Consider the following 15,734-nt stretch of genomic DNA (forward strand, 5'->3'; position numbering starts at 1 on the left):
TAACCGGCCTCGGATCGCCCGACCGAACGGGTTATGTAACGCCTACTCGTAGTATCTCCGGGTAGAGAGAGCCCGACTCCCGTGGGGGTTCAACCCCTATGAGGAAAGTCCCCCCACCGTTCGGACAGGTGACCGGGCCCACGCCCGGAGTCGGAGACGGCTGGCACTGAAACAGAAACGAGACCACCCGTGTCGACCGATGATGTGCGTCCGGCCGCCGACGGCGGCCGACGGCGCTTGCGGCCCTGCCGCGAGCGCGCGAACCGACCCGTAAGGGAAGGGAGTTAACCCACAGAGGGCGTGGTGCCACGCACCACGTTTGCGAGCGGGCTTTGCCCGCGAGCCGACACACGGGAACGGATGGAACGGTGAATCCTCACCGGTGCAAGTCCGCGTCAGACGACCGACCGGCCGTTTCGGTCGGTCGTCGAGGTAGTCCGAACACGACGACGGACGCTCAGCCGAATGTCGGGTCGAAACAGAAGGGGGCTTACTCCTCTCAGCCCGTTTTACTCGCCGAGCGGCCGCACCGCCAAACGGACGTGCTTTTAGGTATGCACCAGCTACCTACGGAATATGATTTTCGAGAGCCTCCCGACGACACCCCGGTCGGAGGAACTCATCGACAAGGCCTTCTCACGGGCCGCCCGCTCGGGCAAGGCCAAAGGCGGCCTCGAAGCCCAGCAGTCGATGCTGACGATCGCGGTCAACATCACCTCCGACAACCTCGAAAACGTCGTCACCGCGTGGCCGGATTTCGACTACGTCGACCCCTTCTACTACGAGTTGGCTGATGCCATCGTCGACGTCGACGAACTCCGGCAGTCACTGTCGGAGGTCACGTGGGCGAGTCGACAGATCGAGGAGCTCGGCCGGGAGTACCAGCCCAAACTCCGGAAGACCGATCCCGAGGTCGCGCGCAAACACCGCAAGCAGGCCTTCGCCCGGATCGCCGACATCATGGACGAGATCAAAGACGACCTCCGGGCGGTCGGTGACGCCCGCGATGCGCTCAAAGACCTCCCCGATATCCGCCCGGACGAGCCGGCCATCGTCATCGCGGGCTACCCCAACGTCGGCAAGTCCTCCTTCGTCAACCACGTCACCCGGGCCTCCAACGAGATCGCCGAATACCCCTTTACAACGCGGGGTGTCCAGATCGGCCACGTCGAGCGTGACCACATCCGATACCAGCTGATCGACACGCCGGGGCTACTCGACCGACCCGAGGAAGATCGGAACGACATCGAGCGGCAGGCTGTCGGCGCGATCGAGCATCTGGCCGATACGATCCTGTTTTTCCTCGATGCCTCCGGCGACTGCGGCTACCCCCTCGACGTCCAGTTGGAACTCCGCGACTCGGTCGAAGCCCGGTTCGCCGAGCGTGACATCCCCGTGTTGACGATCTGTAACAAGAGCGACCGGTCGACCGACGTCGCGGCCGACGCCTACATGAGCGTCACCAACGACGAGGGTGTAGAGGAGGTGCTCGATCTCGCCATCGAGGCGGTCGGCTTCGAGCCCGACCTCCCCTCACGCGAGGAGTAACGTTTCGACCCCTATCCGACAGCAAAGCCCTGCTTACTCCGTCCACCGGTGCGGGTGAGCACGCGTAACGGGGGACCACTGATCGGCCGGACTCCCGATATCGCGTGGCTATGCAGGTTCTCGCTTACTCGACTGTCGCTGCGGTTGCGACGTACAGGTGGGTGTTAACAAAACCCATGGGTCGACAAGCCTCCACGGCATGTGTGACATCCACCCCGTCGAGCGACGAACGGCACGTATCGCCACCGCTGGATACCACGCTGCAGTGATCACCCCGGCTGGAGGTGAGCGCCGATGACGTCCGATGTGGCGGTCTCCCAAGGGACGGTTCCGTCGTGGCTGCAGGAGGCCGTCGGGTCGACGCTGGCGTTCGTGCCCCGACTGATCGGCGCGGTCGTCATTCTGCTGGTCGGCTGGGTCGTCGGCCGGGCGGTCGCCACAGTCGTCGGTCGGCTGGCCGATGCGGTCGAACTCGACCGGGCCGTCCTCAGCACCCCGATCGGCGATATGTTGGGTGGGACCGAACAGTCCGTCTCGAACGCCTTCGGCACGTTATCGGCGTGGTTCGTCTACGCACTGGCGGTGTTGGCGGCCGCCAACGCGTTGGCCATCGAGACGCTGTCGACGTGGGTTGCGACCGCGGTCTCCTACCTTCCGGCCTTTATCGCCGGGCTGCTGGTTATCGTCCTCGGCTTCGTCGTCGCCGACTTCCTCGGTGACGCGATCAAGCGGACCCAAGCCGCAACCCAGAGCGCCTACGCCGGAGCGTTTGCGGCCGGAACCAAACTGTTCCTCTACTTCATGGCCATCGTCATCGGCCTCGATACGATGGGGATCAACGTCGAAATCCTCTACGTGTTCGCCCGCGCCCTCGCGTGGGGTCTCGCCGCCGCGATCGCTATCGGTGCCGGCATCGGGTTCGGATTGGGCGGTCGGGAGTACGTCGAAGAGAACATCGCCCGCTGGATGGGCTCGGCCCGCGAGGCCGCGCCGACCTACGGCACCCACCAATCCGGCGCGGAAGGCTCGACGGCGGACGACGACTGACTCGCTTAGCCCACGGTTTCGACCTGTACGAACTGTACTTCGACGGAGACCTCGTAGCCCAGCGCTCGAACCACCGCATCGTGGACGGGATCGGCGACCGATGGCAGTGGCTGATCGGTCGGGACCGAGATCCGGATCAGCACGTGGTCGACCTCGCTGAAGACGATTTCGTCGGTGCGGCTCACCGTGATCTCGTCGACCTCTGCGGTATCGTAAGGCGGCTCCGAAAGCACGTTTCCAACCGCGTCCTCGACGGCTCGTTCTTCGACAGCGGTCCTGTGGGAGTCGTAGGTGATCCCACCAAGAAACACCGAGAGGAGCAGAATCGAGACGACCAGCAGGACGATCCGCTTGACCACCGCACTCCGAACATCGGACACCCGGAACCACGCTTCGGGACGGTAGCCCGCGTACCACAACACCAGCAGCGCCGCGAGGTTGATCGACAACACATTAACCAACACGAACACGCCGGCACCGAGCGTCAGCGAGGGCAGGCCGTAAGCGATGCCGATTCCCATCGCCGCGGCGGGCGGAATCAGTGCCACCGCAATCATCACCCCAACAAGTGAGACCGAGACGCCGGTCATCAGGCTGAGGATCCCGGCTACCCCCGAACCGAGGGCGATCGCCAGCGCGAGGATGTTCGGGGCGAGCCGCTCGCGGACCTCGCCGATCGTCAGCGGATCGAGCCCGGGCGGCACGAGGTTGCCGAAGCGGAGCGCCGCCGCGAACAGCGCCGCACTACCGACCGCCACCACCATCCCGGTGATCTGGAGCCGGACCCCACGGACGAACAACGCGTGGTCGTCGACCACGGTGCCGACGCTGGCGGCCAGCGCGGGGCCGATCAGCGGCGCGATCACCATCGAGCCGACGACGGTGGCCGCCGAGTCCAACAGCAGGCCCGCGGTGGCGACCACCGAACTGATGACCGTCATCACCAGATAGGTCCGTGGTCCCGACACCAGGTTCTTCGCGTCGGTCTGGATCTCCTCGCGGGCGACCTTGTTCTCACCCGACTCCCTTTGGATGTACTCCTCGGTGAGTTCGTCGAAATGCCGCGAAATCACCGTTTCAGCCTCGACGATGACGGTGTAGGTGTTCTCGTCGATCCCCACCTCTCGGAGGTCTGCCAGCACGGATTCGACGGCGTTCGTCGGCAGCGGAAAGGTGACGATCGCGCTGAACTCCCGGCTGCTGATCTCGTCGGTCACGACGTAGTCGACGTCGGCATCGTCGAGGGTCTCGGTGACCGCCTGCTGGCTCCCTGACGGGATCCGAACCTGGACGAGTCGCACAACGCAGCACTCCATGCGGTCGACTAAAGAACTCAGTGTGCCCTCGGGTGACTGTTCGCAGATTGGACAGCAGGCTATGGCTGGAGCCGACCCAACACGGGGATCTCCGCGATCGTCTCCGCATCGAGATCCGCCCAGTAGAGCCCGGCCGGCCGACGCCCGGTCGACTCAGTCCGGATGGTCCGTGTCGGCGTTACGATCAGATCCAGCGGTACGTCGTGGCGGTCGGTTTCGATGCCGCCGACGACCTGGCAGTCGTGGACAGTCGTGGCGACTGTGGTGGCCTCGTCGACGCGGTCGAACCCCCGCAGAACAGCGAACTCGAGGTCACTGTACCCTTCGCCCTTGCCGACGCGACTTCCCGTCTCGTCTACGGCGACGCTCCCGGAGACGATGAGATCGATCCGTGGCATCTCTGCGGGGTCGACCGGCACCCCGTGTTTCGAACTGCCGGAGACGGTTGTGGCGGCGTCGATGTCGTCGACCTCGTCGGGGTCCAATCTGAGAAACGGCTGCTCGTCGCGGAGCCGCGGGACCGCCATATACACCGTCTTGCCGTCGCGGAGGGCCCGTCGACGGACCGGAAGCTGTGGCGCATCGGGATTACATTTGAGCGTCTCGGCCCGCTGCCACGCTTCGGTGTCGGCCAGTCTATCGGCAGCCTCGCGGTGGTTTTCGAAGTTCGGGATCCGGCCATGGGGCGGAAACGGAAACCGCGCGATTCCCTCCGTTTCGAGGTGGTCCCAGATCCGCTCGCGGAGGTCGTCTTTGGTCATACACACGGACTGTTCGGCTCGTGGAAAACGGTGTCTCTCGAACCGGGTCGACCCCTGACTGGGTCGCCCAGTAGCGTGGTTCTCCGATTAGACAGGTAGCTGCTTGCGGACACACGGGTCGATCAAACCGCCGTTTGGGTCTCCCCTGTTTTTTAGCTCTCTGTGGTAGACGAACGGGGTATGACCGGGGATTCTGAACTACTGCTCTACCTGCTGGTCGGAGGGCCAGCCCTGTTCGTCCTGTTTTTGTTGTTCCTGATGGGCCCCATCGGATGGTTCGTTGCTGCATTTCTCGGGATCGCCGCCATGGTGATCCGCTCGCTCAGCGGTACCGACACCGACTCCCCTTCGACACGAAACTGTCCCGCCTGTGGGGCCCCGAACGAACCCGCCCGAGAGCGCTGTAACTACTGCGACGAGCCGATCTGACGTCCCCTTCCCAGCCGACTCGGTGGACGGATCCCGATCTGTTGATTCGATCCGATCGAACTACGGACCCTATAGAGCAGTATATATTTTCTGAGCGGAATAGCAAAGAGGAGCCCACACGAACCCTCGGTATGTCGACTACGATCGCCTTCGTCTGTGTTCAGAACGCCGGCCGGAGCCAGATGGCAACTGCATTCGCCGAGCAGGCCCGCACGGAACTCGACGCCGAAGACGAAATCGAGATCGAAACCGGCGGCACCCAACCGGCCGACCACGTCCACCCCGAAGTCGTCGACGTGATGCAGGAGATGGGGATCGATCTCTCGGAGCGCACGCCGAAGGAAGTCACTCCCGACGATCTGCGGGCGATGGATCTCGTGGTCACGATGGGCTGTTCGGCCGAGGGTGTCTGTCCGGCCGCGTGGAACGGCGAGAACCGCGACTGGGATCTCGACGATCCGGATGGACAGGATCTCGACTCGGTTCGGGCCATCCGTGACGACATCGAACGACGCGTTGAGGCTTTATTTGAGGAACTCGTGGCGACACAGTAAGATGACCGCCGAACTGACCGAGACGGCGACTGGCCGGGACTGTGTTGCGGAGTCGACCGCCAGCGCGAAGCTGTGTTACACCGTGCTCTGCCACGAGGGCTCCCACACCCAGTCGGCGCTCGCTGCGGAGACCGGGCTCGATCGCAAGACGGTCCAGCGGGCGGTCTCGCTGTTGGTCGACTGCGGGGTCGTCCGCGAGACGGTCGATCCGACCGACGCTCGCCAGAAATGCTACCGACCGATCACGGATCGCTGTTGATTACTCGGAGGGCGACACGCAAGCCGTTTAGCCGCTGGCCGCCCTACCAACCCTATGTTCGAAGATCGCCCCGACCGCGACAGCGAGATCGTGCTCGTCGGCCGGTCGAACGTCGGCAAGTCGACGATTATGCGGGAACTAACGGGTCACGCCGTCCCGACGGGTAAAAAACCGGGCGTCACACGCAAACCGAACCACTTCGATTGGACCGGCGAGAGTTTCATGTTCACCGACCTGCCGGGGTTCGGTTTCATGTCCGGCGTCGAAGGCGATCATCAGGAGGCGATTCAGACGGACATTGTTCGTTATTTGGAGACTAATGCCGACTCGATTCTGGCTGCCGTCCTCGTCGTCGACGGCAAGAGCGTCGTCGACATCATCGACCGCCACAGCGACCGCGGGAACATACCTCACGACGTCGAGATGTTCCACTTCCTCGAAGAGCTGGCTGTCCCGGTCGTCGTCGCGGTCAACAAGATGGACAAGGTCGACGACAAAGACGAGCGGCTTGACGAACTGTGTGATCGGCTCGGGCTCTTTCCGCCGTGGCAGCAGTGGAGCGACGACACAATCGCCCCGATCACGGCGAAGAAAGGTCGGATCAACTCGCTTCGGGAGGTGCTGTCCCACCACCTCCACGAGGCAAAGCGTGACGATCTGCTAAAATTCGTCACAAAGTAGTCGGTGACTACTGAAGCTCAGTCGACCCGGACAGTACAGAGTCTCAAGGTCGTGGCGACACGAGGGCGGATATGGCTCGCAACACGACCGCAGGCTGGTCGCTGATCAGTTCGGGGCTCGTGACACTGCTATTGACCGCACTCCCCGGCGACTCCGTCTGGTGGGGGATCGGGCTGCTCGCTGTCGGGGTGTTCGTGCTTCTCAAGACGTGATCGTGAGCGATTGGTTGCACCCACCATCTCATGGCGGGTTACAGAAGATGGTGGCTCGGAATACGACCTCGTCACACGGGGGTTGGAGGATGGTACGAACCCACTAACAGTTCGAGCGAAAGCATGGTTTGTTGCCTACGCATAATTTATGCAAATAAACAGGCAACTTTGACATTAATTTTCTTGGCACTGTATAGTTAAGCCAATTTGAGAAGTGAGCAGTTCGTGGTTTGAATTGTTGATGCTGTCGCCAGAACTGCTCAGAGAGACGTTGGAAACGGCAAATCTTGAATGTCGGGAGTGAGAGCGGACGGTGACGCCCGTCAGGGCGTTGGCCGTCCGGCTCCACGGGACCGGCTGTTCGCTTAGAGACACAAGCAATTCTTCGACTATTCGGCGTACAACACTCTCATCAGGCGATCTTTCAATGGGTGCATCGAGTAGCTGACAGCGTTCCCGACCCGTCTGAGGCGCAGCCGAAGCGGGTCGCCGTAGACGAGACTGCTGTCAAAATTAATGGCGAGTGTTGGTTGTATGCTGCAATAGACCTCGACACCAAGTTGATTCTGGGTGTCGACCTGTTCGGATCTCATGGGACCGATCCCGCTGCTGCGTTTCTGCATGGGCTCTCTGAGAAACACGACCTCTCCGAGGCCGTGTTTCTCGTCGATGGCTTCGGCTATCAGACTGACATTGTTCGATTAGGACTCAGCGGTCAGCGTGATTATACAGACCGAAACCTAATCGAAAAGTGGTTTCAGATATTTAAAATGAGGATCGACCGCTTCCATAATTCGTGGGTGGGCGGTCGGTCGAGCGTTCGTCGCTGGTGTTCACAGTTTGTACATTATTATAACCGCCAGCGACCGTATCAATCACTCGGTGATCGAACGCCAGCTGAGGAAGTCGTTAACTAGACTGTGCCGACAGTATATAATAATAAATATTACATGAATTTGTTATTATGCATCAGTAATCAGAGGCTACGATCGATCGCTGTCGGCTCTCGATAACGTCGATGAGAAGCAGCGGCGTCGTCCGATAAAAATACCTTGCCGATAGTATTCTATGCTTGTTATCAACATTATCGGAAATTGAATTGTCGACTGTATCTGGTTATGAGATGGTCTTAATATAAGATTATAGTTTGAATTCTTTAGGACTATATTATCAATATTCTTTTACAAAATTGTGAATATATCTATAAAAGAATGAGAATCATACCTGTCCATGGCAGATAGGAATGAGACGCCTACCGCCGACGACACGGAGTACAACAATATACCAACCGATAATCCGAAGGGCTCAGGCTGGCTGCGAAACACAATCACACAACGAATAACCGAGACTGTTGAAGATATTCGAGATCTGCATGATACTCCAGTAGCTGGCAAGGATCGAGCGTCTACAATAGGGACGCTAACTAAGGGTTTTGGGGGATCTCGTCGGAACTTTCTACAGGCTTGCACACTAACAGGGCTTGGTGCCTTTGGGTTACAAATGACTAGTACTGTTGCTGGGGCGACATGTATCAAGGAGGAATGTAATCAAGGGAGACTTGATATCAACGATTATTTTCAGCTCATCGATAACCAGTGGGGAAATCCAGACGCCTCCCAGTGTGTCTGGATAAATGAAGACGGCACGTACGGTTGGGACTTCGACGCTTCGAACACGGAGTCGGGAATCAATTATCCGGAAGTGTTTATCGGAACGCGACCGTGGGGATCTGATACGGGCGTTTCTGAGTTTCCGATTCGGCGTCGGGATATCTCCGAGTTCGTTCTCGATGTCCAAGTTGAGTCATCGATATCTGATGGTGAATGGGATTTCGCACAGGAGTGGTGGTTGATGGAAGAGCCGCCGAGTGTGCAGACAAGAACGTACCAGTACGAGGTCATGCTGCTGCTCGACTGGGGTGGCGGCCACGACCACGGGTCACCGTTATATACTGACCTTTGGACAGATAAATACGGGAACACAATCGATCTCTGGACGATTTATGACTCCGGCGGGACGAGTGCAAAGTTCTATATCTTCCGGGTTCAGGGCGGTCACGACGGTGGCAAAATCGATGCCAAGCGCATTACGGACTGGCTCACACAGCATGAAGGAGTCTCTGAGGATCTCTGGCTCAGTGGCTCGGAACTCGGGAACGAATACTGGCCTCCTGCGGCTGGCCAGACGACGTTTACCGAGTTTGGTGTCACAATAAACGGGTGTACGTACACCAGCACTGGGTCAGCTGAGACGGCTGATAGGACGGCACCGCCAGCTCCGACGACCCTCTCGTCTCCGAGTCACGGCGAAAACACGGTAGAACTTACGTGGGACTCGGTCACTGACTCCGGTGGGTCAGGGCTCGCAGAGTACGTCGTGTATACGGACGGCACTGAAAACCATCGCGTCGACGCCGGAACGACTTCGACGACAGTGTCCGGGCTCGCAGTGGAGACCACGACGCAATTCAGTGTCACCGCGATCGACGGGGCGGGCAACGAATCAGCCACTTCGAACACGATTGCAGTTACCACCGACAGGCCACCAGAGCCCGCTGATATCCAGTCCGGTGGCACCTACAAGCTGGAGAACAAAAACAGTGGACTCGTTTTGGATGTCGGCGGCGATACCGACACCAACGGAGCAACGATCGTCCAGGAGCCGTGGGCAGATACGGAGACAAAGCAATGGGTCGTCCGGGATAACGGCGACGGCAGCTATCGACTTGTAAACAAAGAGAGTGGGAAAGTAGCCGATGTCGAAGCGTGGGCGACGAGCGACGGAGCGGACATCCACCAATGGGAATGGGTAGAAGGCCGGAACCAACGTTGGACACTACTGGACAACGGCGATGGGACGGTTCGGCTACAGAACCGACACAGCGAACTGGCGTTGGAAGTAGCGGACGATTCGACCTCGGCGGGAGCAAACGTACAACAGGGTCACTGGACGGGCGATGACACACAGCGGTGGCACTTCACGCTCCTCGATACCACGGCACTATCTGTCCCGACCGGCCTCGCCTCACCGACCAATGACGATTCGTCAGCCGAGATCGAGTGGGAGGCGTCCACCGACTCCGGCGAATCCGGACTCGCCCAGTACATCGTGTATGTTGACGGTACTGAAGACCATCGTGTCGCCGCCGACACGACCTCGACAACGGTTACAGACATCCCCTCGGAGACCACGGTAGCGCTGACGGTCACAGCGATCGACGCCGAGGGCAACGAATCGGCGGCGTCTGAGCCGATCACCGTCACAACTGACAGCAAGTCCGAATCGTCAGAGATCCAGTCTGGAACAACGTACCGCATCGAAAACAAGAATAGTACCTTGGTGCTGGATGTGGCCAGCGAATCAGCGTCGAATGGGGTGACAATCGTCCAAGAGTCGTGGACGGGGGCGGACACACAACAGTGGGTCGCTCGGGATAACGGCGACGGCACCTATCGACTCGAAAACAGAGGGAGTGGGAAGGTCGTAGATGTCGAATCGTGGTCGGCCAACCAGGGAGGTGACGTTCATCAGTGGTCGTACGTCGGTGGGGCAAACCAGCGGTGGATTCCCATTCGGAACGACGACGGCACGTATCGCTTCGAAAACAAACATAGCGGACTCGTGCTCGACGTGAGGTGGGCCTCAACAGAGACTGGCGCGAACGTCCAGCAGTGGGCGTGGAACGGCGGCGATGGCCAGCGGTGGCAACTCGTCCCCGTTGAAAGCTGAATATGACGGGTTAGTCGTCGTCTAAGCGGATCGTTATTTGCTCGGAGTCCGGGTCGACGATGGTGGATCTAACGGTCTGTGACCTGTCGTCGCTGGTGACCGTGATCTCGTGATCACCATGAAAGACCTGCGTCTCGTACTGCCCGTCTTCGTCTGTGGTGCCTGATTCGTCAGTCCACCACTCATCGAAGACGAGGTCAGTATACACCTCGTAGGCGGGTTTCTTCGACCAGTCGGTGCGGAACAGTGGTGCGTTGTCCTGCCAATGGGCCCCATCCCAAAACCCCCACATCAGGAATCCGACTACTGCGGGGTGACTAAACGCAGTTCGCAACACGATATTGAGATGTTCGGCTTCGTTTGCCTCCGTCCAGCCGTCCCCGTACGTATCGTATTCTGTTATTTTCAGCTCTACGTCTAGTGAGCCAAAGCGGTCGCAGAGTTCACGGAGTCGCTCCGGACTGATCGCCTCCGAGCGGGTGTTGAAATGGCCTTGCATCCCGATTCCATCAACCGGCGCACCCCTGTTCTGTAGATACTGCACCAACTCTTCCATTTTCTTCCGATGGTCTTCATACTCCCCAGTAGTGAGGTTGTACTCGTTGATATAGAACTCCGTCTCCGGAGCGGCGGCTTCGGCTGTCCAGAACCAATCAGCTATCTGTGGGGACTGTTGTGGTGGTTCCTTGGGTGTGATCGCTTCTGTAATGATATGATTGTGAACATGCTCATTGAGTATTTCCCATTCGGTGATCTCGCCCGCGTGCTCCTTGACAATATCCCACGTATGCCCAGTTGTTCGCTCTGTAAGGTAGTCTCCCCGATCGGGATCATCCGATTCTAACTTCGCAACGACATCATCCGGTAGTGTCTTTATATCTAGCCGCTGCCAGAGCACATTATGACCTCGAACATCGATATCACTCTCTAACAGCCATTTGGTCGCACTGTTGGCGACAGCCCGCTTCGTGTCAGATTCCCAATTGTGCCACTTGTGATAGTTTTCGAGCACAGCCGTATTGAATAGATCACGCAGATGAGTCCGGTATGGATCTCCCTCCTCACTGCGATCTATGAGGTGGACAGCGTTGACAGCGGTTCCGAAACAGAACTCGTGGCCCTGCATTGTGATATCGACGAGCGCGTCAGGCACAGGGGCCCCTGTTGGATCCTCAACCGTGACCGAAAGATCAGTTGTTCGAATGTTTTGGATAGCAGCATCAGCTCGTTTTTCCCAGTCGTCTGAACGCTGTGTTTCCTCCTCGGAGCCATGAGACGAAGCCTTCTCGGCGTTCTGGGCGTCACCCAGACAGCCGGTGAGGAGTGGTGTTGGAGTCGTTCCGACAAGCGTGAGGAGTCGACGCCTGTTCACGACAGCCCCCTGAAACGCTTGACAAGTGAAGGATCATCTGCTTTTAACCGCTGAGTTGATACTGACCCACGCTTTGTAGAGCGTATCCCGTCGAACAGTTGGATACAATGATCCCTGATGAAATCAGTTTTGTCCGTATTGATAGGAACTACATCAATACGATCCATACACACAAGTAGTACAGGGTGTACAGTTAGTTAATCATTGGCTATACCAAATATAGTACCAACAAATAATTCAAAATAAACTTTGGTTTATCGAGTTACGCACCTGCTCGGCTCACTCGTGCAGTCGCTAACTAACAAACCTACACAGAGGTTGGTCTCGTCGCTAGTAAGAAGACAATATACTCGTCAGTGACCTTATACTCACAATATAATATCTGTTTCTATGAAACATAGTTACCAAGCAGCATCGGATGGTAGAGTCGGGGAAGACAACGCGCCGATCCGTTCTTGGGATGATAGCTCTCGGTGGGGTCAGTAAACTAGCCGGTGTAACAGCTGGTCAATCAGCAACGACGATCGAACTCACGGGAGGGGTCGGTGGGTGGGAGGGGGTGGCTCCGGACGCCATTGAAGATGAAACCAACCCAACGCTACAGCTGGAGCCAGGAACGACATACAAGATTGTCTGGCGGAACATCGATGGGCTGCCACACAACGAGTGCATAATGGGGGCGAGCACGCCTTCGGCCCGGACGAGTATCTCTATATCGGGTTCGGTGACGGAAGCAGTCAAAACGGTGCTGAAGAAGGGCACGTTGAAGACTGGTACGACGGAAATCCGGGCGGAAACGCCCAAAACGTGACGGAAAATCTGTTGGGGAGCATCCTCCGCATCGACGTTATCGACCAGAGCAACAGCCAACCGTATGAGATTCCGGAAGACAATCCGTTAGTCGGTAGAGATGAGCTCAACGAATACTGGGCGTGGGGGCTTCGAAACCCATGGAAACTCTCGTTTGATTCGACCGGGCGACTGTTCGTCGGAGATCCCGGTGGCCGAAAGTACGAATCTGTGCTCCGCATTGAAAAAGGGAGTAACTACGGCTGGAACGTGAAAGAAGGGACCCACTGCTACGATACGACCGGCCCGGATAGATCGTTCGAAGACTGCCCGAGTCGAACACCTGACGGTGTCCGCGGTGGGGAACCATTCCGTGATCCCATTCTGGAGTATCCACACTGGGACGAACAAGGCAACCCAATCGGTATCGCAACTGTCGGCGGACATGTATACGAAGCCGAAGATATCCCAGCAATAGAAGGAAAATATATTTTCGGTGATTTCAGCCGCTCGTACAAGTATCCTGCTGGATCATTGTTCGCAGCCTCACAGAGAGAAGATGGCAGCTGGGAGATGAGTAAACTCGTTGTCGAAAATAGGTCCAATGGTCAACTGGGTCAGTACCTGCTGGGCTTCAGTAGCGATCAAGATGGACACATCTACGTCCTGACTAACGAAACTGGCGCACCGAACGGAGACTCTGGGTCGGTCCATCGGATTGCTTCGCCGGAGTCTGCGTCTCCAGAGGTCGGTGCGGACACGGATTCGAATCGGCCTGTCGATCGCACTCTCGGAGTAGCAGGTATTCTTGCAGGACTCTCTGGTGTGGCTGGCTATTTCTTATCCAAAAAGGATTCTGAGAATGATTAATTTGCTGAATGGCTGGTAAATAACGGATTGTTGGACATTGGATACTATGTTGTCTCAAGCGGAGTTCTAGAACAGGGAGATCTGCTCGATACTGAGATGAGCACCGTCGGATTCATTCGACGAGAATCGTCAATCGGGTTATGCTAGAACTCGATCAGAATGATTAAGACTGGAGTCCATGCAAGCCATCTATCTGAGTTGATCACTTCTTAATCGTATTCTCTCGATTAACAATCTATGGCTGAGGACCCAGTCAATCCTCTTGAAAACCCCGCGTACAAAGTCGATTTATAGATGGTGGTGGCTCAGTGTGTTACCTCGTCACAAGGGGCTCGGAGGGGGTAACTGTCGTCACTGCCACCACCAGTCGACAGCCGTGGCGGCGATAAAAAGTCGTTTATCCCAAGCGGGCTGGCTCCGAACCGGTCTCGATCTCGGAAATCGCGTCGAGGTCGTCTGCGTCCGCGAAAAAGTGGCTCTCGTATCTGACGATGTAACGGTCCGGTTCGAACTCCTCGGGCGGACTGACCCGCTCGCCGAGCGCATCGCGGATCAGGAGGTCGAACTCGTCGACGCCCGCCGCGACCGTGAGACACGAGGTCGAGGAAAACCGGGGGTTGATCTCGATCACCCGCGGCACGCCATCGTCGCCGACGATCTGCTGGACGTTCAGCGGTCCGGCCGGAGCGAGCGTCTCAAAGAGTTCCCGACAGCTCTCCGCGATCGATGGCGCCCGGCGGGTCGCTCCGAGTACCGTCGACCCCTCCTTTTCGATGGCCTCCTTCGGCACCACGCCGAGCAGCCGGTTGGTCGCGGTGCCGACGACGCTCGTCGTGTATTCGGTGCCGGTGACCCACTCCTGACAGAGGAGTGTCTCAGGGTCGTGTGGCGTCTCCGAGAGGTGTGTCGCCAGTGCGTCGGGGTCTTCGACACGTTCGACACCCCGGCTCCCACGTCCCTGACGCGGCTTGACGACGAGGGGAAACGCATCGGGGTCGATCGATTCGGCCTCCGTCGCCAGCCACGTCTCCGGCACCGGATGACCGGCCGCCGACAGCCGTTCGGCCGTGCGATACTTGTCCATCGCGAGGTCGATCACCTCCTGTCTCGGTGCGACGATCGGAACCTCGCCGGATAGCGCCGCCGCGAGTGACGGAAGGACAGCGAGTTCCTCGTCGACCGTGGGGACGACGACGTCGGCGTCGAACCGATCGACGACGGACGCCATCGTCGCCGGCCACGCCTCGTCGGTCGCCGGCGGGACCGACGCACCGTCGTCGGCGAACCGGATCCCGGCAGCGGTCGGATTCATGTCGACGCCGATGACGCGGTGAGCAGTCTCCGTCGTAAGTGACCGGATCGCACCCAGTCCACAGGCACCGCCGGCCCCTGTCACAACGATCGTTGCCATGGCCGGTCGTGGCGATCTATTTATTTATTTATACACTCACTACCGAGTTTCGTGGCAGTAGGGAGAGGCTACTGAAGTGTCGACCGGTCGAGTGTGGAACAGACGATGGCCGAGGCAATCCTTTTCGATCTCGATGGCACCCTGTTCGACGACCGGCAGTATATCCGCGGCGGCCTGCGGAATGCTAGCAGTGTCCTCGCGGCCCGAACCGGCGTCGACCTCACCGACGAACTGCTCGATGCCTACTTCGAGCGGGGCTGTACGGAGTCGACGTTCGATACCGTACTGAACGAACACGGGCTGTCGACAGAACTGGTGTCGGAACTCGTCGACACATATCACGACAACCACGCCGACCTATGGCCGTTTCCCGACACAGTGCCGGTGCTTGACGCACTCACGGACTCCTGCCGGCTGGGAGTGATCACCGGTGGCACGAACGGACGGGCGAAACTCGATCGGCTCGGGCTGACCGACTACTTCGAGATCGTCTACGTAACCACCGAGCGCGACAGTTCGAAGCGGAGCCCTGCTGTCTTCGAGTCGGCCCTCGATGCGTTCGATGTCTCCCCGACGGCGGCGATCTACGTCGGCGACCGTCCGGCGCTCGATTTCCCGCAGCCGAACCGGCTCGGGATGACGACCGTCCGCATCGTAAGGGGCCGCTACGCCAACGCTGACGCCACCGGGGACGCACGACCGGACTACGCGGTCGACGGGCTTGACGAACTCCTCGCACTCGCTGACGTTTGACTC

Annotated in this window: 14 protein-coding genes, 1 other RNA gene and 1 pseudogene; 12 read left to right on the forward strand and 4 right to left on the reverse strand. The window is 58.7% G+C overall.

Annotated elements, in window-relative coordinates; all coding sequences use genetic code 11:
* Positions 1–60 precede the first annotated feature (60 nt).
* From rnpB to NKJ34_RS04330, 3 genes are all read left to right on the forward strand, one after another.
* Positions 61–505, forward strand: an RNA gene (gene rnpB / locus NKJ34_RS04320) — RNase P RNA component.
* Positions 506–576: 71 nt separating this feature from the next.
* Positions 577–1,548, forward strand: coding sequence for an NOG1 family protein (locus NKJ34_RS04325; RefSeq protein WP_253737050.1), 972 nt, complete (start codon positions 577–579; stop codon positions 1,546–1,548).
* A gap of 294 nt (positions 1,549–1,842) precedes the next feature.
* A complete protein-coding gene (locus NKJ34_RS04330) occupies positions 1,843–2,595 on the forward strand; it encodes a mechanosensitive ion channel family protein (RefSeq protein ID WP_253737051.1) in 753 nt (250 codons plus the stop codon).
* A gap of 5 nt (positions 2,596–2,600) precedes the next feature.
* Here NKJ34_RS04330 and NKJ34_RS04335 read toward each other — a convergent pair whose 3' ends face one another.
* Positions 2,601–3,896, reverse strand: a complete 1,296-nt coding sequence (locus NKJ34_RS04335) for a TIGR00341 family protein (protein WP_253737052.1) — start codon at positions 3,894–3,896, stop codon at positions 2,601–2,603.
* A gap of 74 nt (positions 3,897–3,970) precedes the next feature.
* The gene (locus NKJ34_RS04340; protein WP_253737053.1) at positions 3,971–4,672 is read right to left on the reverse strand and encodes a 5-formyltetrahydrofolate cyclo-ligase; all 702 of its coding nucleotides are present in this window, start codon (positions 4,670–4,672) and stop codon (positions 3,971–3,973) included.
* A 180-nt stretch (positions 4,673–4,852) separates the two neighbouring features.
* Here NKJ34_RS04340 and NKJ34_RS04345 point away from each other — a divergent pair, with 180 nt between their 5' ends.
* The 7 genes and pseudogenes from NKJ34_RS04345 to NKJ34_RS04375 all read left to right on the forward strand — a co-directional run bounded on the left by NKJ34_RS04345 (position 4,853) and on the right by NKJ34_RS04375 (position 10,536).
* On the forward strand, positions 4,853–5,101 hold the full coding sequence (locus NKJ34_RS04345) for a hypothetical protein (protein ID WP_253737054.1): 249 nt from the start codon (positions 4,853–4,855) through the stop codon (positions 5,099–5,101).
* 131 nt (positions 5,102–5,232) lie between these two features.
* Entirely contained in the window at positions 5,233–5,655 is a 423-nt protein-coding gene (locus tag NKJ34_RS04350) for an arsenate-mycothiol transferase ArsC (protein ID WP_253737055.1), read from the forward strand.
* 1 nt (position 5,656) lies between these two features.
* Positions 5,657–5,914, forward strand: a complete 258-nt coding sequence (locus NKJ34_RS04355) for a MarR family transcriptional regulator (protein ID WP_253737056.1) — start codon at positions 5,657–5,659, stop codon at positions 5,912–5,914.
* Positions 5,915–5,968: 54 nt separating this feature from the next.
* Entirely contained in the window at positions 5,969–6,595 is a 627-nt protein-coding gene (gene engB / locus NKJ34_RS04360) for a GTP-binding protein EngB (protein ID WP_253737057.1), read from the forward strand.
* A gap of 71 nt (positions 6,596–6,666) precedes the next feature.
* Positions 6,667–6,807, forward strand: a complete 141-nt coding sequence (locus NKJ34_RS04365) for a hypothetical protein (RefSeq protein ID WP_253737058.1) — start codon at positions 6,667–6,669, stop codon at positions 6,805–6,807.
* Positions 6,808–7,048: 241 nt separating this feature from the next.
* Positions 7,049–7,724: pseudogene (locus tag NKJ34_RS04370) on the forward strand (IS6 family transposase).
* Positions 7,725–8,037: 313 nt separating this feature from the next.
* On the forward strand, positions 8,038–10,536 hold the full coding sequence (locus NKJ34_RS04375; RefSeq protein WP_253737059.1) for an RICIN domain-containing protein: 2,499 nt from the start codon (positions 8,038–8,040) through the stop codon (positions 10,534–10,536).
* A 10-nt stretch (positions 10,537–10,546) separates the two neighbouring features.
* Here the strand turns inward: NKJ34_RS04375 and NKJ34_RS04380 are convergent, their stop codons facing one another.
* The gene (locus NKJ34_RS04380; protein WP_253737060.1) at positions 10,547–11,908 is read right to left on the reverse strand and encodes an endo-1,4-beta-xylanase; all 1,362 of its coding nucleotides are present in this window, start codon (positions 11,906–11,908) and stop codon (positions 10,547–10,549) included.
* A gap of 633 nt (positions 11,909–12,541) precedes the next feature.
* On the opposite strand from NKJ34_RS04380, the gene NKJ34_RS04385 reads away from it, so the two are divergent.
* The gene (locus tag NKJ34_RS04385) at positions 12,542–13,567 is read left to right on the forward strand and encodes a PQQ-dependent sugar dehydrogenase (protein ID WP_256488626.1); all 1,026 of its coding nucleotides are present in this window, start codon (positions 12,542–12,544) and stop codon (positions 13,565–13,567) included.
* 397 nt (positions 13,568–13,964) lie between these two features.
* Here NKJ34_RS04385 and NKJ34_RS04390 read toward each other — a convergent pair whose 3' ends face one another.
* Positions 13,965–14,978, reverse strand: coding sequence for an ATP-grasp domain-containing protein (locus tag NKJ34_RS04390; RefSeq protein WP_253737062.1), 1,014 nt, complete (start codon positions 14,976–14,978; stop codon positions 13,965–13,967).
* A 105-nt stretch (positions 14,979–15,083) separates the two neighbouring features.
* On the opposite strand from NKJ34_RS04390, the gene NKJ34_RS04395 reads away from it, so the two are divergent.
* Complete coding sequence (locus tag NKJ34_RS04395; protein ID WP_253737063.1) at positions 15,084–15,731, forward strand: HAD-IA family hydrolase; 648 nt, start codon at positions 15,084–15,086, stop codon at positions 15,729–15,731.
* Positions 15,732–15,734 lie beyond the last annotated feature (3 nt).

The sequence above is a fragment of the Halohasta salina genome (assembly GCF_024178165.1).
Taxonomy (GTDB): Archaea; Halobacteriota; Halobacteria; order Halobacteriales; family Haloferacaceae; genus Halohasta; species Halohasta salina.